This is a genomic window from Gemmatimonadaceae bacterium (assembly GCA_035606695.1).
In the GTDB taxonomy this organism is placed as follows: domain Bacteria; phylum Gemmatimonadota; class Gemmatimonadetes; order Gemmatimonadales; family Gemmatimonadaceae; genus JAQBQB01.
The window spans coordinates 198,493-221,477 of record DATNEW010000015.1; the positions used below are offsets into that span (position 1 = coordinate 198,493).

Here is a 22,985-nt window from a genome sequence, read left to right on the forward strand (position 1 = left end):
GCAATCTACCCGGTTCACTTGGCCGGGCACTAGATTTCAGGGTAGCCAGGAATGTTCTAACACGCGAATTGACTGGAAGTTGTCTGGAGCCGTCTCACATGCCCGAACAACCGTCCGCCGTGCACAAGACACCGACCCCGCCCGAGGACCCGGCTCGTCAGGCGGAATTCGAGGCGCGCATCGCCCGCGGTGAAAGCATCGAGCCCAAGGACTGGATGCCCGAGCGCTACCGCAAACAGCTCGTTCGGATGATGTCGCAGCACGCGCACTCCGAGGTCGTCGGGATGCTGCCGGAAGGGAACTGGATCACGCGCGCGCCGAGCTTGCGGCGGAAGATGGCCCTCCTGGCGAAGGTCCAGGACGAAGCCGGCCACGGCCTCTACATCTACTGCGGCACCGAGACGCTCGGCGTCGATCGCCATGAGCTGATTCAGCAGTTGCTCAACGGCACCGCGAAGTATTCGAGCATCTTCAACTATCCGACGCTGACGTGGGCCGATATCGGCTGCATCGGCTGGTTCGTGGACGGCGCGGCGATCGTGAACCAGACCATGCTCGCGCACGCGAGCTACGGTCCGTACGCGCGCGCGATGGTGCGCATCTGCAAGGAAGAGAATTTTCACAAGAAGCAGGGCTACGAGATCGTCGCCACGCTCGCGAACGGCACGCCGGAACAGAAGGCGATGGCGCAGGACGCGGTGAATCGCTGGTGGTGGCCGTCGTTGATGATGTTCGGACCCAGCGACAAGGATTCGGCCAACTCCGAAGAGCTCATGCGCTGGGGTGTGAAGAAAAAGAGCAACGACGAGCTGCGCCAGCGTTTCGTGAATCTCACCGTCGCGCAGGCGAAGGCGATCGGCCTCGAGCTGCCCGACCCCGCGCTCACGCTCAATGAGGAAACTCAAAACTGGGATTTCGGCCCGATCGACTGGGACGAATTCTGGCGTGTCGTGAAGGGCGACGGCCCGTGCAACCGCGAGCGGCTCGCCGCGCGCAACGCGGCGCACGACGACGGGGCATGGGTGCGCGCCGCGGCGACGGCCTACGCCGCCAAGCAAGCGCTTGCGACTGAGGCCGCATGACCGAGCAAGCGCATGGGACCGAAGACTCCCAATGGCCGTTGTGGGAGGTGTTCGCGCAGCCCCCGAAGGGCGAGGCGCACGAACACGTCGGCAGTGTCCACGCGGCCACGGCCGAGCAGGCGTTGCAGAACGCGCGCGACGTGTACACGCGCCGCGGCGAAGCCGTGAGCCTGTGGGTGGTGCCGAGTGCGTCGATCGTCGCGTCGACACCGGAAGACATGGGGCCGTTCTTCGATCCCGGCAACGACAAGCCGTACCGGCATCCACAGTTCTATAAAGTGCCACGTGGCGTGCGGGTGTTTTGATGTCGTTCCGTGCCCTCAGTCTGTCATTTCGAGCGCAGCGAGGAATCTACCCTCCCGGCGGCTTGGCTAGTCTCTCTCTCAGGACGCAGGATTCCTCGCGTTGCTCGGAATGACGACGTCCACGTTCGAGTACTTGCTCCGCCTCGCCGACGACCGGCTCGTGCTCGGCCACCGGAATTCCGAGTGGTGCGGCCACGGTCCGATTCTCGAGGAAGACATCGCGCTGGCGAACATCGCGCTCGATCTCATCGGCGAAGCGACGCTGTTCTACAAGCTCGCCGGCGAGGCTGAAGGGAACGGTCGCACCGAGGACGCGCTGGCCTATTTCCGCGACGCGATCGACTTCCGGAACGTGCTCATGGTCGAGCTGCCGAAGGGTGACTTCGGCGTCACCATCGTGCGCCAGTTCCTGTTTAGTGTTTTCTCATCGCTGCAGATGGACGCGCTGCGGAAGAGCGCGAACGCCGAGCTCGCCGGTGTCGCGACGAAGGCGCTCAAGGAATCGACCTATCACGTGCGCCACGCCGCGCAGTGGGTCGTCACACTCGGCAACGGGACCGACGAAAGCCGCGAGCGCGCGCAGCACGCCGTGAACGAGCTGTGGCGTTACACGGGTGAGTTGTTTCTGGCCGACGACGTCGATCGCGCCGCGGCGCGGGACGGGTCGGGCGTCGATCCCAGTGCGCTCGAGGAGGCATGGCGCGCGCAGGTTGATGACATTCTCGCGCGCGCCACGCTCACGGTTCCGAACGTCGGGTACATGCAGCGCGGCGGCCGGCTCGGCCGCCACAGCGAACACCTGGGGCATATGCTGAGCGAGATGCAGATCGTCGCGCGTTCGCATCCCGGAGCGTCCTGGTGATGCGCGACGCGCGACAGGGGGCGGCCCTTCCTTCGCGCGAGGAGCTGTTCGAGATCCTGGACGACGTGAAGGATCCCGAGGTGCCCGTGCTCAGCGTCGTCGAGCTGGGCATCGTGCGCGACGCCGTCGCGACCCAGGACGGCGTGACGATCACGATCACGCCGACCTACTCCGGCTGTCCCGCGATGCACGAGATCGAGGCGGCGATCCGCGGCGCGTTCGAGGAGCGGGGATTGGGCCCGGTCCATGTTCGCACGACCTACGCGCCGGCGTGGACGACCGATTGGATTGGTCCCGCGGCGCGCGCCAAGCTCGAGGCGTACGGCATCGCGCCGCCCGGCCCCGCGCAACATGACGATGTGATTCAACTCCATCGCCGCGCGCCCGCGGTGCGGTGCCCGTTCTGCGCGTCATCGAACACGGAACGGAAGAGCGAATTTGGTTCGACCGCGTGCAAGTCGATCTGGTTTTGCCGCGAGTGCCGGCAGCCGTTCGAGGAGTTCAAGGCGATCTGACGCCCGCGGTTCCGGAAATCACAAATACGATTTCCCGGCGCGAATCCGATCGGTTATTCCCTTCGGGAAACTTTCTCGATTGCGCCGTTTTCGCTCCGCTGACAGAATAGTCTCGCGCTTGCGGACACGGTCTAACCCGCAGGTGACAAAGTTCTGGCGCGACGGCGCTGGGGCAATGTGAGACGGCGGTTCGACGTTGCTCTCACCGGTCACGAGGTCGCTGGACGTGACTGTCGCTTTGAAGATATCCAGAGCACCGAGTGGGACCGATACCATTCGGAAAAGGGAAGTCGATCGGGTTACGCACGCCGTAACGTCGAACCGATTGATCGAATCCCGCCAGCGAGGATGAGCCCCTCAGGCAGCGGCGTGCTGCTCCTGAGGGGTTTGTCATTTGGGGCGTCGAGGCGTATGGGCGTCGGGGCGTATGGGCGAAACTACGAACGGCGACGGAATGCTTCCGCCGCCCTTCGCCTTATCGCCTGTTGTCTTTCCCGCCCCGACGCCCCGACGCCCCGACGCCCCGACGCCTATACGCCCCGACGCCTATACGCCCGTCGGCAGCGCCGTCGTCTCCTTGACCGTCGTCAACGCGATCGACGTCCGCGCGCGCGCCACCCCTAGCCGATCCTTGAGCGTCGCCGTGAGAAACCGCTCGAGATCCGCGGTGTTCTTGCAGCGCACCTTCAACAGATAATCGTCGTCGCCGGCGATGTGGTGGCACTCCACCACCTGCTCGTGGCGCGCGATCGCCTTGAGAAACGTCGGCCGCTCCTTGGCGCCGCCGAGCGTCACATGCACGAACGCGAGCAGCGGCAGCCCGAGCGCCTCGGGGTTCGCGATGGCGCGGTAGCCGAGAATCACCGAATGCTCCTCGAGCTTGCGGACCCGCTCGGCGGCAGCGGGCGGGGAGAGCTCGAGCACCTGGCCGATCTCGGTCCATGGGGCGCGCCCGCGTTCCATCAGCAAGGCCAGCGCCTTGTAATCCAAATCATCCACGACGTTTCACCTTAGCAAACACGGCTATTGACGATCGTTCCAATAGATAGTAAACTCTCTGCGTCAAAACGCAGCAGATTAGTAAGTCGTTTGGATGCGGGACGCAGGAAACGAAGGCAGCACACGGCCCACGCCGTCGAATGCGCTGTGCGGCGTTCGCTCGAACGTCTCCATCACCCACCCGTAGGTCGTCTCTCGAACGGAGGAGTCTGTGTCAGCTGCGGAGCGCCTGCTGGATTCGCTGCGCGATCTGCTGTTTGCCTGGACACATCGATTCAAGCCGCGGCAGTCGGCGTCGGCATCGGGCTCGCCCCAGGTGCCACGCATCGATCTGCACGAGTTGATCGAGCGGCACGAAGCTCGACTCACCCCCACCACGACGCCGCCGCGCGTCGAGCGCGTCACGATGCACGACCACGCGGTGTCGATGATCTACGACGATCGACGAGAGAAATGACGCCCCATGCAAAACGCCCGCGCAGGGATGCGCGGGCGTTTTGTGTAAGCGTCTCAGGGAGTCGCGTTACGTCGCGAGAAGCCGCTCGATCGCTTGCGTAATTCGCTCGGTCGTCGGCAGCACCGCGTCGAGCAGCACGGGGTGATACGGCATCGGCACATCCTCCACCGCCACGCGTTCCACCGGCGCGTCGAGGCGCCAGAACGCGTCCTGCGCGACGGTCGCCGCGACTTCGGCGCCGAATCCCGCGGTGAGATTGTCTTCATGCACGATGAGACAGCGACCCGTCTTCTCGACGGACGCGAGCACCGCGTCGCGATCCCACGGCGCGATCGTGCGAAGATCGAGCACTTCCACGCGATCGCCGAACGCGCTCGCCGCCTCGACGCAGCGGTGCACGAGCGCGCTCCACGTCACGAGCGTCAGTTCCGAGCCGTCCTGCAACACCGCGGCTTTCCCGAACGGGATCACGAACTCATCGCCCGGATAGCGCGCGCTGCCGTCGCTCGTCATCAACAACGAGCGATGCTCGAAGAAGATCGTCGGATTCGCGCTGCGCATTGCTGAACGAAGCAGTCCGACGGCATCGGCGGCATTCGACGGAATTGCCACCTGCCAGCCGTACGCGTGCGCGAACCGCACTTCGTCGCTCAGGCTGTGCCACGGGTCGCCCACGTCCTTGCCAAAGCCGCCGGGCATGCGCACCACGATCGGCGCCGCAAATCGATTGGCCGTGCGCCAACGCATGGTGCCGCAGTTGTTGAGCTGTTCCGTCGCGGGATCGGCGTATTTCCGGAATTGAATCTCGGCGACGGGCATGAGCCCCGAGATCGCCATGCCGACCGATCGGCCGATGATTCCTTCTTCGGACAGACTCGTGTCGAACACGCGCTCGTTGCCGAATTGCTTCTGCAACCCTTCGGTCACGAGGTGCACGCCGCCTTTGCGCCCCACATCTTCACCGAAGACGAGCACTTTAGAGTTTACTGATAGCTCGTGACGCAGCGTCCGGCGAACCGCTTCCGCGAAACGAACGACGTCGCCGCTTGGCGATGGCCGCTCATTCGACGACAGCGCCGCGCGCTCGGCCCGTGAGAGTCCGCCGAGGGCTTCGGGCGAGCCTTCGGAGTCGTCGGCGTAGACCCACCGTTTGACCGTCGACGGATCGGGATTGGGCCGCGCGCGGGCCGCGGTCAGCGCGGTGTCGACATCGCGGGCGACGGCGGCCTCGAGCTCGGTCCACTCGGCATCCGACATGAACGCCGGCACGAGGTGCGACTTGAGCCGCGGCAGCGGGTCGCGCGCCGCGTCCTCGGCGATCTCGGCGTCGGTGCGATAGCCCTTCTGATTGTCCGGACCCGAGTGACTGCACAGGCGCGGCACCGTGAGTCGCACGAGCGCCGGCCCGCTGCCGCCGCGCACGTGATCGATACACTCGGCGAGAAGCGCCGCCGTGTCGCCGGGGTTCGTGCCGTCGCCTTCGCGAATGAACAGGTTGTCGAACGCGGAAAGATTTTTCGCGATGTCGCCGCCCGGCGTCTGCATGTCGCCGCGCACCGAGATGCCGAGCCCGTTGTCCTCGATGTAGAACAGCATCGGCAGCGAGAGGGTCGTCGCCATCGTGAGCGCCGACCAGAAGCCGTTCGTCGCCACCGATGCTTCGCCGCCGAGCACCACGCCGATCGAGCCGTCCCAGTCTTTTTCGCCGAGCACGTCGGCGTGATAGCGCACCGCTTGCGCCCAACCCGCGCACGGCGTGTACTGCGAGCCGACGTCGCCTGACATCGGCAACACGATCGGTGCATTCTCGTTCGGCAGGTTGCAGACGACGCCGATGTCACGCCCGTCGCTGAACCCGCCGGCGCGGCCGAGTGGACTCGCCAGCGCGTCTTCGATGCTGAGGCCAAGCGCCAGCAGCAGCGGACGCGAGCGATAGTACGCGCTCGCCGCGTCTCTTGGATGATCGATCAGCGAGCCGAGAATCACCTGCGCGACGTCGTGACCGCGCGCCGAGAACTGGTAGAGCACCAAGTGCTCGCGCGGGACGGTCGCCTTGTTCTTGTTCGTGGTCTCCTCGACGTCGTCGAGGGCGCGCGAGACGAGTGCGTGGTATGCGATGCGTCGCCAGTCGAAGCGGGCGTCGGGCGCCGCACCCTTGCGGGTCCTGGTGCTCCGCGCGCGCGAGGGCGCCGTCGGTCCGGATGCGGGAAGGCTGGTCACGTCCTGAAATTTGTCCGAAGGGGCACGGCGAAGCCAGCGGCGACCCTCACAACGAATGCGGCGAACGGGCTATCTTCCGCGCATGACTGACATCCGCTTCGAGGCGAACGCGACGGACGGGGTGGCAACGATCACGCTCAACCGGCCGGAGGTGCTCAACAGCTTCCGGCGGCCGATGGCGCGCGAGCTCGTCGAAGCACTGGGTCGCGTACGAGACGATGAACGTCTTCGCGCGGTCGTGCTCACCGGTGCGGGGCGAGGATTTTGCGCCGGACAGGACCTGTCGGAGGCGATTCCGCGAGACGGCGCGATGCCTGACCTGGGCGACATCGTTCGCGAGAGCTACAACCCGGTCATTCGCGCGATTCGCACGCTCGAGAAGCCGGTGATCTGCGCGGTCAACGGCGTCGCCGCGGGCGCGGGGGCGAATCTGGCGTTCGCCTGCGACATCCTGTTCGCGGCCGCCGGCGCGACGTTCGTCCAATCGTTCGCGAAGATCGGCGTGATACCGGACAGCGGGGGCACGTTCATTTTGCCGCGGATCGTGGGCCTGCATCGGGCGACGGTCATGACGATGTTGGCGGAGAAGATGTCTGCCGAGCAGGCGCGCGAGTGGGGGCTGGTGTACATGGTCGTCGAGCCGGAGGCGTTGCTCGAGACCGCGACCGGCACGGCGCGCCAGCTCGCCACACAGCCGACGCGTGCGCTCGGTCTCATCAAGCGCGGCTTCAACAAGTCGCTGGGTGTGGATCTCGATGCGCAGCTCGACTTTGAAGAAGTATTACAGCGCGAAGCGGGAAGCAGCGAGGACTACGTGGAAGGCGTGAACGCGTTTCTCGAGAAGCGGAAGCCAGCGTTCAAGGGGCGCTAGTCATCCCGAACCCGAGCGAAGCCACGATCGTCATCCCGAACCCGAGCGAAGCGAGGGTGAGGGATCTAACGTCCCGATAGAGGGCCAGCATCAGTCGGAAGACCAATGTCAGCCGAGCGATCGAGCCAGTCAGGATTGTGTTGTTCGATGAGATCGATCTTTTTCGATCGGCGCCACGCCTTGAGTTCCTTTTCACGAGAAATTGCGCTGTAGGCATCGGAGTAGATCTCGAAATGCACGAGTCGCGTGATACGATAGCGTTGGGCGAACGCCGATCCATGACCGTTCCGGTGTTGCCACAACCGACGGATGAGATCGTTCGTAACCCCGACGTAGGTCGTGCGACTCTCGCTCGACAGGATATACACGTAGAACTGCTTCATGATGAGATATCCCTCTAACCGATACGCAAGATTCCTCGCTGCGCTCGGAATGACGGCAGCAGATCAGCCAGCATTCCTCGCTGCGCTCGGAATGACAGGCTCGGCGCACCGCGTGGCATCATCAAACGACTGCAGCCCATGCCATTGAGTCCCGACACCACCATCGGCGTCGTCGGCGCGGGCGCCATGGGCGCGGGAATCGCGCAGGTCGCGGCTGCCGCCGGGCACCGCGTCGTGCTCGCCGACGCCATGCAAGGCGCGACCGAAAAGGCGCGCGGCAATCTCGGGCTCGTGCTCGAGAAGCAGGTCCAGAAAGGCAAAATCGACCGCAACGAAGCCGATCGCTTGATCGGACGCATCGACTACGTCTGGGATCCGCTCGGCGCCGACTCCTCGATGTACGGACGCTGCGGTCTGGTCATCGAGGCGATCGTCGAGGATCTCGAGGCAAAGCGCGACGTGTTCCGTCGTCTCGAGTCGACGGTCGCACGTGACGCCATTCTCGCCACGAATACGTCGTCGCTCTCGGTCGCGTCGTTGGCCTCGATGTGCCAGGCGCCCGAGCGCGTCGTGGGATTACACTTCTTTAATCCCGCGCCGGTCATGCCGCTCGTCGAGGTCGTGCCGTGGCTGGGCGGCGATCCGATCGTCGCGTCGTCGTCGTTCGCGCTCATGCGCGCGTGGAACAAGGCGCCCGTGCTCGCCTCGGACACGCCGGGCTTCATCGTGAATCGCATCGCGCGACCGTACTATGGCGAAGCGATCCGCATCCTCGAGGAAGGCGTCGCCGACGTCGCGACGATCGACTGGGCGATGACCGAGTTCGGGAAATTCCGCATGGGTCCGTTCGAGCTCATGGATTTCATCGGCAATGACGTGAACTACGCGGTGACGCGGTCCGTGTTCGAGAGCATGTTCTACGATCCGCGCTACCGGCCTTCATTGACGCAGAAGCGGATGGTCGAGGCGGGCTTTCTCGGACGCAAGAGCGGCCGCGGCTACTACGATCACCGCGCCGGCGTCGTGCGGCCCGAGGCGAACAAGGACGCTGCGATCGGCTTGCTCGTCTTCGAGCGCATTTTGGCAATGCTGATCAACGAGGCGGTGGACGCCGTGCTCATGCGCGTCGCGTCGCCCGAAGACATCGATCTCGCGATGACCAAAGGGGTAAATTACCCGAAGGGCCTGCTCGCGTGGGCGAATGAGCTCGGACTCGCCCGCGTGCTGGGCTGGCTCGAGCGACTGTACGCGGAGTACGGCGAGGATCGATATCGTCCGAGTCCGTTGCTGCGCCGAATGGTGCGTGACGAGCGCCGCTTCTTCGCGTGAGCCGGGCATGAGCGGGCGCGAGGAGCAAGCGCTGGCCGAGCGTGTGGTGTCGGCGATGATGGCGAAGGACACCTTCAGCCGCTGGTTGGGGATCGACGTGGTGGAAGTGCTGCCACACGCGGCGACGGTGCGGCTGACCGTGCGCGACGACATGCTGAATGGGTTCGGCGTCTGTCACGGCGGCGTGCCGTTTTCGCTTGCCGACAGTGCGCTGGCGTTCGCATCGAACACGCACGGAACGATCACGGTGAGTATCGAGAACACGATCACGTATCCGCGAAAGGTCGTGGGCGGCGACGTGCTGGTCGCGGCCGCGGTGCAGGAGAGCGCGACGAATCGTCTGGGCTTCTACCGCGTGACGGTGCGGCGCGGCGACGAAGTCGTCGCGCTGTTCCGCGGAACGGTCTACAAGACCGAGAAACCGTTGTTTCCAGATGTTGAATGATTAATATTAAATGAGTATTATAGAATGAGTGACGCCTATATCGTGGACGGAATCCGCTCGCCCGTGGGCAACATCGGCGGCGGCTTGAGCGAGGTACGGCCCGACGACCTGGCCGCGACCGTGATCGCGGAGTTGATGCGGCGCCACCCGGAGCTCGATCCCGCGGAGATCGCGGACGTGGTCCTCGGCTGCGCCAACCAGGCCGGCGAGGACAACCGCAATGTCGCCCGCATGGCCGTGCTGCTGGCCGGATTGCCGGTGACCGTGCCGGGCGAAACGGTGAATCGGCTCTGCGCCTCGGGCATGAGCGCGGCCGCGATCGCCGCGCGCGCGATCATTTGCGGCGACGCCGACTTCTACATCGCCGGCGGCGTCGAAAGCATGACGCGCGCGCCGTACGTGATGTCGAAGGGCAGCAAGCCGTTCGCCCGCGACATCGAGCTGTTCGACACGAGCCTCGGCTGGCGCTTCATCAATCCCAAGCTCAAGGCCAAGTACGGTACTGACTCGATGGGCCAGACCGCCGAAAATGTGGCGGGCGATTACAAGGTGTCGCGAGCGGACCAGGATGCGTTCGCCGTGCGCTCGCAGCAGAAGGCCGCGAAGGCGCGCGCGAGCGGACGCTTCGCGCGCGAGATCACGCCAATCGAGATTCCGCAGAAGAAAGGCGAGCCGAAAAAATTCGAGCAGGATGAATTCATCCGTCCGGATACGACGGCCGAGGTGCTCGGGAAGCTCAAGCCGGCGTTCAAGGCGGAGGGCGGCTCGGTGACGGCGGGAAATTCGTCGGGATTGAACGACGGCGCGGCGGCGCTGCTCATCGCATCCGAGGAAGGATTGAAGAAACTCCATGCGAAGCCGCTGGCGCGCATCGTGTCGACTGCCGTCGCGGGCGTGGAACCGCGCATCATGGGGATGGGCCCGGTGCCCTCGTCGCGAAAAGCGCTGGATCGCGCGAAGCTGACGATGAGCCAGATGGACGTCATCGAATTGAACGAGGCGTTCGCCGCGCAGTCGCTGGCATGTCTGCGCGAGCTCGGCATCGCCGACGACGATCCACGCGTCAACCCGAACGGCGGCGCGATCGCGCTTGGCCACCCACTCGGAATGTCGGGCGCGCGCTTGCTGCTCACGGCGGCGCGCGAGCTCGAGTTGAGAAACGCTCGATACGCGCTGTGCACGATGTGCATCGGCGTCGGTCAAGGCATGGCGACGATCATCGAGCGCGTCTGATGTCGCGCAAACGTCCACACGACCATGCGTCCATACGCCCATGCGCCCGTAAATGATCTACGAATTCGACGGCTTTCGCCCGGTCATTCACGAATCGGCATTCATTCACCCGCAAGCGGCGGTGACCGGCAACGTGGTCATCGGGCGTGATGTGTATGTCGGCCCGGGCGCGGCCATTCGCGGCGACTGGGGCGGCATCGTGATCGAGGATGGCTGCAACGTGCAGGAGAACTGCACCGTGCACATGTTCCCGGGCGTGACCGTCGTGCTCGAGGCGAGCGCGCACGTTGGTCACGGCGCCATCGTGCACGGGGCGCGCATCGGCCGGAATGCGCTCATCGGGATGAATGCCGTCATCATGGACAACGCCGTCGTCGGCGCCGAGTGTATCGTCGGCGCGCTCACCTTCGTGCCGGCCGACATGCAGATTCCCGCACGAAAGGTCGTCGTCGGCAACCCGGCGAAGGTCGTGAAGGACGTGAGCGACGACATGATCGCGTGGAAGACCGAGGGGACGCGGTTGTATCAAGCGCTGCCGGCGCGGCTCTATGACACGCTCAGGCCGTGCGAGCCGCTGCGATCGGTCCCGCAGGATCGAGCGGCTCAACAATCGAGCTATCGCACGTGGCATCAGACGAGAGAGTCGGAACAATCATGACGACGACATCCGAGACGATTCGTCCCATCGGCCACGCCGGCAGCGAACCGCGCCGGCTTGGTAATTTCGTGCAAGGCGAGTGGGTGACCGGGAACGGCAAAGCGGCCGATCTGTTTCACGCGGTGACCGGCGAGAAGATCGCCGAGGCGACCACGAGCGGCATCGACTTCGCGGCGATGGTGAGCTACGCGAAGCGCGTTGGCGGTCCCGCGCTGCGGACGCTGACGTTTCACGAGCGCGCGCTCATGCTCAAGGCCATGGCGCAATATCTCATGGCGCGGAAGGATGAGTTCTATCTCGTCTCGGCGGCGACAGGCGCGACGAAGTCCGACTCGTGGGTGGATATCGAAGGAGGCATCGGGACGTTCTTCGCGTATGCCTCGCGCGGCCGGCGTGACATGCCCAACGAGCGCTTTTATGTCGACGGGCCGACCGAGGCGCTGTCGAAGGGCGGCAGCTTCGTCGGACGTCACATCTGCGTGCCGCTCGAGGGCGTCGCAGTGCACATCAACGCGTTCAACTTCCCCGTCTGGGGGATGCTCGAGAAGCTCGCGCCGACGCTGCTCGCCGGGATGCCGGCGATCGTGAAGCCGGCGACGGTAACATCGTACCTCACCGAAGCCGTATTCCGCGCGATGATCGACGCGAACATTTTCCCGGCCGGGGCAATCCAGCTGCTCTGCGGCAGCACCGGCGACCTGCTCGACCATCTGGACTGTCAGAGCGCCGTCGCCTTCACGGGTTCGGCGTCGACGGGCAAAATGCTCAAGACGTCGCGGTCGATCATCGAGAACAACGTTCGCTTCAACATGGAAGCGGACTCGCTCAACTACTCGATGCTCGGACCCGATGCGATGCCCAGCACGCCCGAGTTCGATCTGTTCATCAAGGAAGTCGTCCGGGAGATGACGACGAAGGCGGGCCAGAAGTGCACGGCCATTCGCCGCACGCTCGTGCCGGAGCCGCTCGTCGAAGACGTGATGCGTGCGCTCAAGAAGCGGCTCGACGGCGTGACGATTGGTGACCCCGGCGTCGACGGCGTTCGGATGGGGCCATTGGCCGGACGCGGCCAGGTGGGCGAGGTCCGCAAGAGCGTCGATGCGATCGCGCGCGCCACGGAGCTCGTCTACGGCAATCTCGATGACTACAACGTCGTGGGCGCCGACCGCCAGCGGGGGGCGTTTTTCCCGCCGCTGCTTTTCTACGCGAAGGATCCGTTCGGAACGAGCGAGCCGCATGACATCGAAGCCTTCGGACCCGTGAACACGGTGATGCCGTACACTCGCGTCGACGACGCCATCGAGCTCGCGAAGAAGGGGAAGGGGAGTCTCGTCGGCTCGCTGTTCACGGCCGACGACGACATTGCGCGCGATGTCGTGCTGGGCACGGCGGCTTATCACGGGCGGCTCTTGGTCGTGAATCGGGAGAGCGCCAAGGAATCGACCGGGCACGGGTCGCCGCTGCCGCACTTGGTCCACGGTGGCCCCGGCCGGGCAGGTGGTGGGGAGGAAATGGGCGGAGTGCGTGGCGTGCTGCACTACATGCAGCGCACGGCCGTTCAGGGCTCGCCGACGACCCTCATGCACGTCACGAACGAGTTCACGGCCGGGGCCGCGCGGCGGTTCGATCGCGTGCATCCATTCCGGAAGACCTTCGAGGAGCTCCACGTCGGCGACGCCCTCACCACCGCTCGGCGCACGGTCACGGAGGCGGACATCGTGAACTTCGCCGGCGTCAGCGGCGACTTCTTCTATGCCCACATGGACGACATCGCGGCGCGCGACTCGATCTTCGAGCAGCGGGTGGCGCACGGGTACTTCGTGCTGTCGGCAGCGGCAGGGTTGTTCGTGGATCCCGCGCCGGGACCGGTGCTGGCGAACTACGGACTCGACACGCTGCGCTTCGTGAAGCCGGTCTATCCGGGTGATACGATCCAAGCCACTTTGACAGTGAAGCAGAAGACGGCGAAGGAGAAGAAACCGGATCAGGTGTCGCAGGGCGTGGTGGCGTGGGACCTCGAGGTGAAGAACCAGCACGACGAACTGGTGGCGATCTACACGATTCTCACGTTGGTTCGCCGCGACGAATCGCCCGCGATCACGGCGGATCCGGAAACGATCGCGACTTATACCCCCGGAAAACGGGCTGATACCGACGGACGGCCGGGGTAGGGACGCCGACCAACGCGGGCACGTCGCGGGCGGACGCTGATGACTTCATTTTCACTTTGGCTCCGCGGTCGGCGGGAATATCAATCGCGGTTGACATTCCGTTCTCGAGTTCGTTCAGATCTCACATCACGTGTCTTCTCAATTCTTATAGTGTTGGAGAACCGCGACATACAATATAAATGAATAAGCATTTATATTATCCGTTATGAGTCCGAGACCGCGCACGGTTTCTGACGAAGACATCATCGCGGCGGCCGAACGCATCGTCGGACGAGCGGGGTTTGCGGCCCTTACGCTAGCCGACGTCGGCGCCGAGGCGAGGTTGTCGCCCGCGACGATCGTTCAGCGATTCGGGTCGAAGCGCGGTTTGCTGTTGGCGCTCACCGGCGCGTCTGCGCAGCGAGTCGAGGCCGCGTTCGCACAGGCGCGAGCGGAGTTCGATTCGCCCGTCGCAGCCCTGATCGCGGCCGCGAGCGCCGTCGCGCACATCGTCGGCGCCCCCAGCGAGCTCGCGAGTCAACTGACATTCTTGCAGGCGGACCCCGACGACGAAGAGTTTCGGAGTCACGGAGTCGAGCACGCGACGCGAGCGCGCGCCGGCTACCGGAAGCTCGTGGAAGAGGCGCTGCACGACGGCGAGCTGGCGGGCGTTGGGGCGGATGAGTTGGCGGGTGCGATCGAGTCGATTGCCACCGGTGCGCTTTTATCGTGGGCGATCCACCGCGAGGGCGATGCCGCGACCGCGGTGCAGCGCAACGTGACGACCCTGCTCCGCGGCTATGGGCGGGGAGCCTGGGCGCGGCCGTAACAGGGTGCGACAGGAGTCGAGTCTACAGCAGGCGCTCAACAAGTCGCGGGTGATTGCGTATCGTTCATGGGTGCCCACGAGCCGGGCACCTCTTTTCTATCCCTACCTCTCGAGAGTCATGTCATTCTCAACGTTGACGCGCGGCGCTCTCGTCGCGCTCTTGATTCCCGCGTTCCTGAGCGCCCAGGGTCGACGCGGCGGCCGCGGTGCCGGTGCAGGTTCTGGCGCGGACACCGCCAACTCCGGCGACGTTTCCTGGCGCAACATCGGACCCGACGCCTCCGGCCGCATGGTTGCCGTTGCCGGCTCCGACGCTCGGCCCAACGAGTACTATTTCGGCACCACGGGCGGCGGCGTCTGGAAGACTACCGACGGCGGCAAGTCGGCCGTGCCGGTAACCGACAAGTATTTCGGCGGCACGATCGGCGCGATCGCCGTCGATCAGAAGAATCCGGACGTCGTCTGGGTCGGCGGCGGCGAGTATCCCATTCGCGGCAACGTCTCGTACGGTGAAGGTGTCTGGAAGACCACCGACGGCGGGAAGACCTGGGCCTCGCTCGGCCTCAAGGAAACGCAGCAGATCTCGCGCATTCGGATCGATCCGCGAAATCCCGACGTCGCGTACGTCGCGGCGCTCGGCCACGTCTGGGGACCGAATGCCGAGCGCGGCGTCTTCAAGACGACGGACGGCGGCAAGAGCTGGCGGAAGGTGCTGTTCCGCAACGATTCGACTGGCGCGATCGAGCTGCAGATGGACCCGTCGAATCCCGATGTGCTCTATGCGGCGCTGTGGCAGGCCGGGCGCAAGCCGTGGCTCTTGATCAGCGGCGGGACCGGCGGCGGCATCTTCAAGTCGACCGATGCCGGCGAGCACTGGACGGAGATCACGCACAACACCGGTTTGCCGAGCGGGTTGATCGGCAACGTGGGAATGGCGATCTCGCCGGCGAAGCCGAACCGCATCTGGGCGCTGATCGAGAACGAGCCGGGCGGCGGTGTGTATCGCTCGGATGATGCGGGTACGACGTGGACGCTCTTGAATCAGAGCCGCGACATTCGGCAGCGCGCCTGGTATTTCGGGCGCGTGTTCGCGGACCCCAAGGATACGAACGTCGTCTACAGCCTGAACGTGGGCACGTTCATCTCGCGGGACGGCGGCAAGACGTTCGTGCAGGCGCCCGTGCGCGGCGGCAGCGACAATCACGATTTGTGGATTGCGCCGAACGATCCGAAGCGTATGGCGATCGTGTACGATCAGGGTGCATCGACGACGACGGACGGCGGCGCGAACATGACGCGCGTCAATACACCGACCGGCCAGTTCTATCATGTGCATCTGCTCAACAAGGTGCCGTTCGACGTCTGTGGCGCGAAGCAGGACGCGGGGTCGCAGTGCGGCCCAATTCGTCAGCCCGCCGGGTTCGGGCGCGGCGGCGGTGGTGGCGGCGGTGGTGGACGCGGTGGTGCGCCGGCCGCTCCGGCGTCGCCCTACTCGGAGTTCTATCCCGCGGCGGGCGGTGAGTCGGGCTACATGGCGTCCGACCCGACCGATCCGAACGTCACGTTCGGCGGCAACTACAGCGGCGTGATCGACATGCAGAACCGCGCGACGGGCGAGCGCGGCCGTCTCGATCCGTGGCCGCTCAATCCGATGGGCCACGACGCGAAGGACTCGAAGTATCGCTTCCAGTGGACGTTCCCGATCATGAACTCGCCGCACGATCCGAACGTGCTGTACGTCGGGTCGAACGTGGTATTCAAGTCCTCTGACAAGGGCAAGACCTGGCAGATCATCTCGCCCGATCTGACGAAGCACGATCCGGCGACGCTGGGACCCTCGGGCGGTCCGATCAGCAAGGACCAGACGTCGATCGAGTACTACGCCACGGTCTTCGCGCTGCAGGAGTCGCCGATCACCGCGGGGCTGATCTGGGCGGGCTCGGACGACGGGCTCATTCACATCACGCGCGACGGCGGCAAGACATGGAAGAACGTGACGCCCAAGGGACTGGCGCCGTGGACGCGCATCTCGATCATCGATCCGTCGCCGCACAACCCGGGCACGGCATGGGTCGCGGCGAACCGGTATCAGCTCGACGACTACGCGCCCTATCTGTACAAGACGACGGATTACGGCGCGACGTGGACGCGCATCAATGACGGCATTCCGAACGGCGAATACACCCGGTCGATTCGTGAGGACCTGGTGAAGCCGGGCCTCCTGTACGCGGCGACCGAGCGCGGGATGTGGATGTCGCGCGACGCCGGAGCGCATTGGGAGAGTCTCAAGAAGAATCTGCCGCCGGTGCCCGTGCACGACATCGCGCTGCGCGACGACGACATGGCGATCGCCACGCACGGACGCGCTTTCTGGGTCATGGAGAACCTGGCATTGTTGCGCCAGGCGCCCGAGGCCGAGGCCGCGGAGCGCGCCGGGAAGGATTTCCTGTATACGCCCGCGCCCGCCTACCGCGCGACCGGCGCGTCGATTCAGTATCGTCTCGCGCACGACAACGCGCCGGTGACGATCGAGCTGTTCGATCCGGCCGGCAAGCTTATTAGAAAATACTCATCAACGGATACCGTGGCCGCGCAGGGTGGGCGGGGCGGCGGCCGGGGCGGCTTCGGCGGCCAGCAGCGCGTCACGACGCGCACCGGGCTCAATCGGTATACCTGGAATCTGCAGTATCCCGACGCGACCACGTTCCAGAACATGATTCTGTGGCAGGGTTCGACGTCGGGCCCGTTCGCCGCGCCGGGCACGTACACGGTGCACGTGATCGTGGGAAACAACGCCCCGCTCAGCGAGAAGCTGGTCGTGCGCAAGGATCCGCAGACCAAGGCGACGAATGCCGATCTCGCCGAGCAATTGCGGTTCGGCCTGCAGGTGCGTGACAGCGTGAGCGCGGCGAACGAAGCCATTCGCGTCATTCGCAACGTGAAGCGCCAGCTCGAGGACCGCGCGCAGAAGATGTCGGGCACGCCCAGCTTCGGCGCGATGGCGAAGTCGTTCGAGGATCAACTCTCGAACGTCGAGGACTCGATCTACCAGACGCGCAACCAGAGCGGGGAAGATCCACTCAACTTCCCGATCCGCATCAACAATCAGCTCGCGGCGCTGCTGGGCTTCGTCACGGCAGGCGAGCGTCGGCCGCCGCCGCAGTCCTACGACGTGTTCAAGGTGCTGGCGCCGAAGTTCCAGACCGAGGATGCGCGCTACAAGCGCATCATGCTCGACCTGATGAAGCTCAATGCGGCGCTCAAGGCGGCGGGGCAGCCGGAGATCGTGCCGAGTGATGTCGAAGCGCCGGCGCCAAGGCGAGAAGGGATTAGCTAATTGTCATCCTGATCTTGAGCGTAGCGAAGGGAAGGACCCCGGTCGCAGCGGAGCGCTCCGCTGCGACCGGGGTCCTTCGCTGCGCTCAGGATGCCCCTCAGCGCTGCAGGACGCCCAGTCCGAGTCCCCACGGCGACACGATGCCGTAGCGCATCCCGCCGGTTCGCACCTGCTGCACCCACAATCCCGGCGACACCCCACGCCACGTGAGCACACCAGGATAGACGTTCAGCGTCACGCCGTTCGTGCTGCCGCCCTTCGAGACGAGCGACGCCAGCAGCGACCCTTGACGGTCGACGAAGAAGCCGAAGTTCGGTTGAAGCGTCACCGTCTTCTTGTTCGTCGCGGGATCGATCACGGGGTTGTCCGAGGGATCGAAGCCCGCCGTCGCCGAAACCCAATAGTCAGCGCCCACGCGGCGCGACGGACCGAAGAGAAACGCGTTGCCGAACGTGTTGATCGCGCGCCAGTTGGTCGTGCCCGGAAGCTCGGTGCGCGCCATCGCCATCATATAAGCATTCTCTAAATTCGGCCCGATCATCGTCGGCTGCCCCATCCACGTCTTGAACTCGAGCGCCCGGCCGAACTGCCGCTTCGCCCAATCCTGGTTGAACAGGATGATCGAGCCGAGGTCGAAGATCGTGAGATCCGTGAGGCTGTCTTCGTTCTCGCAGCAGAAGCCGATGTGCTCCACGGTCTCGGTGAGCAAATGCCACGCGTACATCGTGAATCCGGACGCGATCTCCGGGTGCGCCACGCCGTGCTGCTCGTACCACTCCACCATCTCGGCGTAGGTGGCGCCGCCGCCGAACAGGTGCAGATGGTAGTTGGGATACCACTGCCCGCCGCCGCTGCTCTTGCCGGACAACGGAAAGACCTCGTCGACCAGCCAGTTGCGCACGCCGAAGTGACGGACGACCGCATCGTAATGCAGCACCGAGTACCACAGGGAATGAAATCCTGGCCCATACGCGAGCCGAAAGATCGGCCGTGTCGGCGAGGTGCGCAGCTGATCGAACCCGCCGTTCACGACAAGTGAGAGCGGATTGAACTGCGACTCACTACCGTAGTCGCGATGGCCGTAGAACCGTGTCGTCACCTCGCGCGTCCTCGTCGCGTCGCTCGCGGGGGCGGACGGCGGCGCGTGTGTCGAATCCGTGCTCGGCACCGGCGCAGACGACGTTGGGGGCGCCGTATGGCACGCCCCCAACGTGACAATGGTACTCGCTGCGATCGACAGTGCTCGAAAAGGTCCTGGCTTCCTCACCTCACGGCACGGCCTTCGTCGTATCACGCACCGTGGGATACTTGATCCCCAGCTGATCGAGATAGGTCTTGTACTTCGTCGGATCGTAATAGTATTTGCGCATTTCCGGGCGGTACTTGTCCATGATCGATTTGTTGAGCCAGATCGCCGGTTTGTCTTCGGCGCGCATCAGCGGAAAGTACTTGATGTCCTTCGTCTGCACGTTGCGGAAATAGTCCCACGCCTGCGTGACGACGGACGGTTTGGTCATCAGATCGAGCGTCGTCAACGCTTGTACTTTCGCGCCGGCCGTCGCGCCCTTGTGCGCGATGGGCGTCGCCATCGAGATCGCATTCGCCCAGTTGTGCCCCGGCAGACCCGGGATGTTGCCGGGAAACCGCAGCGTAACGGTCGGCACGTTCCACGACACGTCGCCGATGTCGTCGCTGCCGCCGCCGCGCAGATCCTGCTCGCGCGGCGGTGCGTTGAGCGATTGCTGCACGTTCGACGGCAGCCCGACGGTGCGCTGATGCAACTCGCGCTGAATGCCGCGCGCGAGCGTCTGGTCCTTGTCATCCCACTGCGGCATGCCCACGGCCTTGATGTTCTGGAGCATGTCCTCGGCGATCACCTTGTTGAAGTGCCCCGACCATCCCGAGCCGAGGATGTCGACGGACGCAAGGCGCGTGCTCGTCATCATCGCCGCGGCGCGAGCGATCGTGTCGCCGAGCGCGAAGAGTGCTTCCGTCTTCGGCGAATCGGTTTCGCGGAAGAAATACCACACCGCGGCGGTCGGCGGCACGACGTTCGGCTGATCGCCGCCGTCGGTGATCACGTAATGCGAGCGCTGGGTGAGCGCGAGATGCTCGCGCCGGAAATTCCACGCGACGTCCATGAGCTCCACGGCGTCGAGCGCGCTGCGGCCGGCCCACGGGGCGCCGGCGGCGTGCGCGCTCGATCCCAGAAAGTTGAAGCGCGCGCTGATGAGCGCGTTCTGGCCCGAGTTGCCGTACGACACGCCCATGTCGCTCGAGATGTGCGCGAACAACACGACGTCGACGTCCTTGAACATGCCGGCGCGCACGAAGTACGCTTTCGCCGCCATTTGCTCCTCGGCAATGCCCGGCCACAGCTGAATCGTGCCGGGAATGTGCTCGCGCTCCATGATCTTCTTCACCGCGATCGCGGCGGTGATGTTCATCGGCACGCCGGCGTTGTGGCCTTCGCCGTGTCCCGGTGCGCCGGTGATGAGTGGATCCTTATAGCCGACGCCGGGCTTCTGATTCGCCTGCGGAATGTCGTCGACGTCGGAGCCGAGCGAGATCATCGGCTTGCCGGAGCCCCATGTGGCCACCCATGCCGTCGGCACCCCGGCGAATCCGTGCTGCACCTTGAAGCCGTTCTTCTCGAGAATGCCGGTGAGATATTTCGTGGTTTCTTCTTCCTGCATGCCGAGCTCGCCGAAGCTGTACACCATGTCCACCATCTGCTGCGTGAAGGTGGCCATGCTGTCGACCAGACGCTCGGCGTCCTTCTTCATGGACGCGAGATGCGCGTCGTCGGCGGGAAGGTTGACGGGGAAGGTGACTTCAGGGCGGTTGTCCGGCCCGCCGCCTCCGCGCTGGGCGGCGAGAAGCGCGGGAAGGCTGGTCACGGTGAGCGCCGCGGCGAGTGACGCACGAACGATGTCGAATCGTGAACGCATTGAATTTTTGAATTCCGGGGAAGACGTCGGCGAGGATGGAGCGGCGAGACCTGAGAATTCTTCACGCCATTCGCGGCCGCCGCAACCACCCGTGCGCTCATCCACTCGCGACAGACGCGAGCACGCGTTCGACGGCGTGCACGTCGGGCTCGATCTCGATCGGCCGATTGGCCAGCGCCGGGATCGGATCGGTGTGTTGGTGATACCGCACGACCGCTTCCGGATCCTTGAGCACGTGTCCGGTCAACACCGCGACGACGGATGCACCGTCGCCGATCACGCCTTCGCGCCGCATTGCGACGACGCCGGCGACGCTCGCCGCGCTTGCGGGCTCGCACCCGATTCCGGCGGCATCGATCACGGCTTTCGCTTCGAGAATCTGCGCATCGCTCACGTCGGTGACGACGCCGTTGGTTTCGCGAATGGTGCGCACCGCGCGATTCCACGACGCCGGCGCGCCGATGCGAATCGCGGTCGCGACCGTTTCGGGCTCGACGCGCAGCTGCTTGCGGAAGTCGCCGCGAAAGCTCGCCGCGAACGGCGCCGCGCCCGACGCCTGCACGGCGAGCACGCGCGGGACGCGATCGATCAACCCAATCGCGTGGGCCTCACGAAGCGCTTTGCCGAACGCCGCGGTGTTGCCGAGGTTCCCCGCGGGCAGCGCGATCCAATCGGGCGCGACCCAATCGAGCTGCTCCAGCAGCTCGAGCACGATCGTCTTCTGTCCCTCGAGCCGGAATGGATTCACCGAATTGAGCAGTTGAATGCCGAGTACGTGGCTCGATTCGCGCGCAAGCGCGAGGCAGTCATCGAAGTTGCCGTGCACGATGAGCGTACGCGCGCCGTACGCCATCGTCTGCGCGATCTTGCCCAGCGCGACCTTGCCCGCGGGCACGAACACCAGCGCGGGAATCCCCGCTTGCGCCGCATAAGCCGCGAGCGACGCCGACGTGTTGCCGGTCGACGCGCATGCGACGGCGCGCGCGTTGGTGCGCTTCGCCTGCGTCATCGCCACCGCCATTCCGCGATCCTTGAATGATCCGGTGGGATTGTGCCCCTCGTGCTTGATCAGCAGTCCGGTGACGCTCGTGAACCGGGCGATGCGCTCGCGTGCGAGGAGCGGTGTGTTCCCCTCGGGATGACTGACGATGTCGGCAGGCCGTACCGACGGCAGCACCAGCTCGCGATAGCGCCACACGCCGGATCGATCGACGCCCGTCATCGCCGAACGGCGAGATGCGAACGCCGACTTGAGCGTCGACGCGTCGTGGCGCGGCGGATGTACGAGCTCCAGGAGCCCGTCGCACACCGGACACGACGCGGCCGCATCGTGCTCGCTCAACTCGGCGCCGCATTGTTCGCATCGCTGCAACGATCCCGCGTGCTTCGGCATTACGTCGTCTCCACGATTCTCGTTCCCTCGCGATCGATCTCCGCCACGCGGCCGGTCGCGCGCATGCCGGCCGCGTCATACGCCGCGATCATTGCATCGCAGATCCGGCGCGCACTCGCATCGCCGTCGGCGAACGCGAACGCCGACGGACCGCCGCCCGAGATCGAGCAGCCGAGCGCGCCGGCGTCGAGCGCGGCGTGCTTCGCGTCGATGAATCCGGGCAATAGTCTGGCACGCGCCGGCTCCGCGATGCGATCGTCGATCGTCCCGCGCAGCGCGTCGATGTTGCCGGAATAGAAGGCCGCGACCATCGCCGCAACCGCGGCCGCCTGCGCGAGCGCGGTTTGGCGATCGATGGTCGCGGGCAATACGGCGCGCGCATCAGCCGTGCGGAGTTGCATCCGTGGATGGACGAGCACCACGCGCAGTGCATCCGGCACGGGTAACGAAACGAACGACAGCGGCTCGATCGAACGAATGAGCAGCACGCCGCCGAACAGCGACGGCGCGAGGTTGTCGATATGCCGCCCGGCGACGCGCTCTTCGGCAACGAGCGCCGCCATCAGCAATTCGTCGCGCGAAAGGGGATCGTCGAGCAATGCGTTGGTGGCCGCCGCACCGGCGAGTGCCGACGCGGCGCTGCCGCCTTGTCCGCCGGCGAGAGGGAGCCCTTTGGTCACATGTAACACGAGACCGACGTCTCGCGCGCCGGCGCGACGCAACACCTCTGATGCGGCGATTGCCGACGCATGCGTGGTGGCGTCGGTCGAGAGATCGGGATGGCCCGCATCGGCGACGAGAACGCCGGGCTGGTCGCTGAACGACGCGCGCACGGAGTCGCCCGGTCCAGTGACGGCGCAACCGAGTATGTCTAGTCCCGGCCCGAGGTTGCCGATGCCGCCGGGAGCGAAGGCGCGCGCCGACGAACGCGCGAACGAGCGTACGGCACTCACGGGGTCGCTTCGG

20 protein-coding genes are annotated in these 22,985 nt (G+C 65.2%); 13 read left to right on the plus strand and 7 right to left on the minus strand.

Going from position 1 to position 22,985, the window contains the following annotated elements:
* The first annotated feature begins 98 nt into the window (after window positions 1–98).
* The 4 genes from paaA to paaD all read left to right on the plus strand — a co-directional run bounded on the left by paaA (window position 99) and on the right by paaD (window position 2,764).
* On the plus strand, window positions 99–1,082 hold the full coding sequence (gene paaA, locus VN706_05810; protein ID HXT15124.1) for a 1,2-phenylacetyl-CoA epoxidase subunit PaaA: 984 nt from the start codon (window positions 99–101) through the stop codon (window positions 1,080–1,082).
* Window positions 1,079–1,387: a 1,2-phenylacetyl-CoA epoxidase subunit PaaB gene (paaB, locus tag VN706_05815; protein HXT15125.1), complete on the plus strand. Its 309-nt coding sequence runs from the start codon at window positions 1,079–1,081 to the stop codon at window positions 1,385–1,387. The genes paaA and paaB overlap by 4 nt, the downstream gene beginning before the upstream one ends.
* 109 nt (window positions 1,388–1,496) lie before the next feature.
* Window positions 1,497–2,249: a 1,2-phenylacetyl-CoA epoxidase subunit PaaC gene (gene paaC / locus VN706_05820; protein HXT15126.1), complete on the plus strand. Its 753-nt coding sequence runs from the start codon at window positions 1,497–1,499 to the stop codon at window positions 2,247–2,249.
* Complete coding sequence (gene paaD / locus VN706_05825) at window positions 2,249–2,764, plus strand: 1,2-phenylacetyl-CoA epoxidase subunit PaaD (protein ID HXT15127.1); 516 nt, start codon at window positions 2,249–2,251, stop codon at window positions 2,762–2,764. The genes paaC and paaD overlap by 1 nt, the downstream gene beginning before the upstream one ends.
* A 546-nt stretch (window positions 2,765–3,310) precedes the next feature.
* On the opposite strand, the gene VN706_05830 is transcribed toward paaD, so the two are convergent.
* A complete protein-coding gene (locus VN706_05830) occupies window positions 3,311–3,763 on the minus strand; it encodes an Lrp/AsnC family transcriptional regulator (protein ID HXT15128.1) in 453 nt (150 codons plus the stop codon).
* A 211-nt stretch (window positions 3,764–3,974) separates the two neighbouring features.
* Here VN706_05830 and VN706_05835 point away from each other — a divergent pair, with 211 nt between their 5' ends.
* A complete protein-coding gene (locus VN706_05835; GenBank protein ID HXT15129.1) occupies window positions 3,975–4,220 on the plus strand; it encodes a hypothetical protein in 246 nt (81 codons plus the stop codon).
* A gap of 66 nt (window positions 4,221–4,286) precedes the next feature.
* Here the strand turns inward: VN706_05835 and VN706_05840 are convergent, their stop codons facing one another.
* Window positions 4,287–6,440 carry a transketolase C-terminal domain-containing protein gene (locus VN706_05840; protein ID HXT15130.1) on the minus strand — a complete coding sequence of 718 codons (2,154 nt, stop codon included), beginning with the start codon at window positions 6,438–6,440 and terminating at the stop codon, window positions 4,287–4,289.
* 82 nt (window positions 6,441–6,522) lie between these two features.
* Here VN706_05840 and paaG point away from each other — a divergent pair, with 82 nt between their 5' ends.
* Complete coding sequence (gene paaG, locus VN706_05845) at window positions 6,523–7,311, plus strand: 2-(1,2-epoxy-1,2-dihydrophenyl)acetyl-CoA isomerase PaaG (protein ID HXT15131.1); 789 nt, start codon at window positions 6,523–6,525, stop codon at window positions 7,309–7,311.
* A 65-nt stretch (window positions 7,312–7,376) separates the two neighbouring features.
* Here paaG and VN706_05850 read toward each other — a convergent pair whose 3' ends face one another.
* Complete coding sequence (locus tag VN706_05850) at window positions 7,377–7,694, minus strand: GIY-YIG nuclease family protein (GenBank protein HXT15132.1); 318 nt, start codon at window positions 7,692–7,694, stop codon at window positions 7,377–7,379.
* Window positions 7,695–7,832: 138 nt separating this feature from the next.
* Between VN706_05850 and VN706_05855 the strand changes: the two genes are divergently transcribed.
* The 7 genes from VN706_05855 (at window position 7,833) to VN706_05885 (ending at window position 17,675) form a co-directional block, all read left to right on the plus strand.
* Window positions 7,833–9,023 carry a 3-hydroxyacyl-CoA dehydrogenase NAD-binding domain-containing protein gene (locus VN706_05855; GenBank protein ID HXT15133.1) on the plus strand — a complete coding sequence of 397 codons (1,191 nt, stop codon included), beginning with the start codon at window positions 7,833–7,835 and terminating at the stop codon, window positions 9,021–9,023.
* 7 nt (window positions 9,024–9,030) lie between these two features.
* Complete coding sequence (paaI, locus tag VN706_05860) at window positions 9,031–9,468, plus strand: hydroxyphenylacetyl-CoA thioesterase PaaI (protein ID HXT15134.1); 438 nt, start codon at window positions 9,031–9,033, stop codon at window positions 9,466–9,468.
* Window positions 9,469–9,492: 24 nt separating this feature from the next.
* A complete protein-coding gene (pcaF, locus tag VN706_05865) occupies window positions 9,493–10,701 on the plus strand; it encodes a 3-oxoadipyl-CoA thiolase (GenBank protein ID HXT15135.1) in 1,209 nt (402 codons plus the stop codon).
* 52 nt (window positions 10,702–10,753) lie between these two features.
* Window positions 10,754–11,359, plus strand: coding sequence for a transferase hexapeptide repeat family protein (locus tag VN706_05870; protein ID HXT15136.1), 606 nt, complete (start codon window positions 10,754–10,756; stop codon window positions 11,357–11,359).
* Window positions 11,356–13,530 (plus strand): phenylacetic acid degradation bifunctional protein PaaZ, encoded by a 2,175-nt coding sequence (paaZ, locus tag VN706_05875; protein HXT15137.1) that lies wholly within the window; start codon window positions 11,356–11,358, stop codon window positions 13,528–13,530. The genes VN706_05870 and paaZ overlap by 4 nt, the downstream gene beginning before the upstream one ends.
* Window positions 13,531–13,735: 205 nt before the next feature.
* Complete coding sequence (locus VN706_05880) at window positions 13,736–14,338, plus strand: helix-turn-helix domain-containing protein (protein HXT15138.1); 603 nt, start codon at window positions 13,736–13,738, stop codon at window positions 14,336–14,338.
* A gap of 118 nt (window positions 14,339–14,456) precedes the next feature.
* The gene (locus VN706_05885; protein ID HXT15139.1) at window positions 14,457–17,675 is read left to right on the plus strand and encodes a glycosyl hydrolase; all 3,219 of its coding nucleotides are present in this window, start codon (window positions 14,457–14,459) and stop codon (window positions 17,673–17,675) included.
* 97 nt (window positions 17,676–17,772) lie between these two features.
* Here VN706_05885 and VN706_05890 read toward each other — a convergent pair whose 3' ends face one another.
* The 4 genes from VN706_05890 to VN706_05905 all read right to left on the minus strand — a co-directional run bounded on the left by VN706_05890 (window position 17,773) and on the right by VN706_05905 (window position 22,972).
* Window positions 17,773–18,774: a hypothetical protein gene (locus tag VN706_05890; GenBank protein ID HXT15140.1), complete on the minus strand. Its 1,002-nt coding sequence runs from the start codon at window positions 18,772–18,774 to the stop codon at window positions 17,773–17,775.
* A gap of 169 nt (window positions 18,775–18,943) precedes the next feature.
* Window positions 18,944–20,626 carry a peptidase dimerization domain-containing protein gene (locus tag VN706_05895; GenBank protein ID HXT15141.1) on the minus strand — a complete coding sequence of 561 codons (1,683 nt, stop codon included), beginning with the start codon at window positions 20,624–20,626 and terminating at the stop codon, window positions 18,944–18,946.
* A gap of 97 nt (window positions 20,627–20,723) precedes the next feature.
* The gene (gene thrC / locus VN706_05900) at window positions 20,724–22,019 is read right to left on the minus strand and encodes a threonine synthase (GenBank protein ID HXT15142.1); all 1,296 of its coding nucleotides are present in this window, start codon (window positions 22,017–22,019) and stop codon (window positions 20,724–20,726) included.
* A complete protein-coding gene (locus tag VN706_05905; protein ID HXT15143.1) occupies window positions 22,019–22,972 on the minus strand; it encodes a homoserine kinase in 954 nt (317 codons plus the stop codon). The genes thrC and VN706_05905 overlap by 1 nt, the downstream gene beginning before the upstream one ends.
* Between the last annotated feature and the right edge of the window lie 13 nt (window positions 22,973–22,985).

Bases quoted from the DNA above. Each gene is read 5' to 3' on its own strand.
- VN706_05855 (HXT15133.1), top strand. From the start codon at position 7,833: ATGCCATTGAGTCCCGACACCACCATCGGCGTCGTCGGCGCGGGCGCC.
- VN706_05880 (HXT15138.1), top strand. From the start codon at position 13,736: ATGAGTCCGAGACCGCGCACGGTTTCTGACGAAGACATCATCGCGGCG.
- paaC (HXT15126.1), top strand. From the start codon at position 1,497: ATGACGACGTCCACGTTCGAGTACTTGCTCCGCCTCGCCGACGACCGG.
- VN706_05885 (HXT15139.1), top strand. From the start codon at position 14,457: ATGTCATTCTCAACGTTGACGCGCGGCGCTCTCGTCGCGCTCTTGATT.
- VN706_05870 (HXT15136.1), top strand. From the start codon at position 10,754: ATGATCTACGAATTCGACGGCTTTCGCCCGGTCATTCACGAATCGGCA.
- paaA (HXT15124.1), top strand. From the start codon at position 99: ATGCCCGAACAACCGTCCGCCGTGCACAAGACACCGACCCCGCCCGAG.
- pcaF (HXT15135.1), top strand. From the start codon at position 9,493: ATGAGTGACGCCTATATCGTGGACGGAATCCGCTCGCCCGTGGGCAAC.
- paaZ (HXT15137.1), top strand. From the start codon at position 11,356: ATGACGACGACATCCGAGACGATTCGTCCCATCGGCCACGCCGGCAGC.
- paaI (HXT15134.1), top strand. From the start codon at position 9,031: ATGAGCGGGCGCGAGGAGCAAGCGCTGGCCGAGCGTGTGGTGTCGGCG.
- VN706_05895 (HXT15141.1), bottom strand. From the start codon at position 20,626: ATGCGTTCACGATTCGACATCGTTCGTGCGTCACTCGCCGCGGCGCTC.
- paaB (HXT15125.1), top strand. From the start codon at position 1,079: ATGACCGAGCAAGCGCATGGGACCGAAGACTCCCAATGGCCGTTGTGG.
- thrC (HXT15142.1), bottom strand. From the start codon at position 22,019: ATGCCGAAGCACGCGGGATCGTTGCAGCGATGCGAACAATGCGGCGCC.
- paaD (HXT15127.1), top strand. From the start codon at position 2,249: ATGCGCGACGCGCGACAGGGGGCGGCCCTTCCTTCGCGCGAGGAGCTG.
- paaG (HXT15131.1), top strand. From the start codon at position 6,523: ATGACTGACATCCGCTTCGAGGCGAACGCGACGGACGGGGTGGCAACG.
- VN706_05850 (HXT15132.1), bottom strand. From the start codon at position 7,694: ATGAAGCAGTTCTACGTGTATATCCTGTCGAGCGAGAGTCGCACGACC.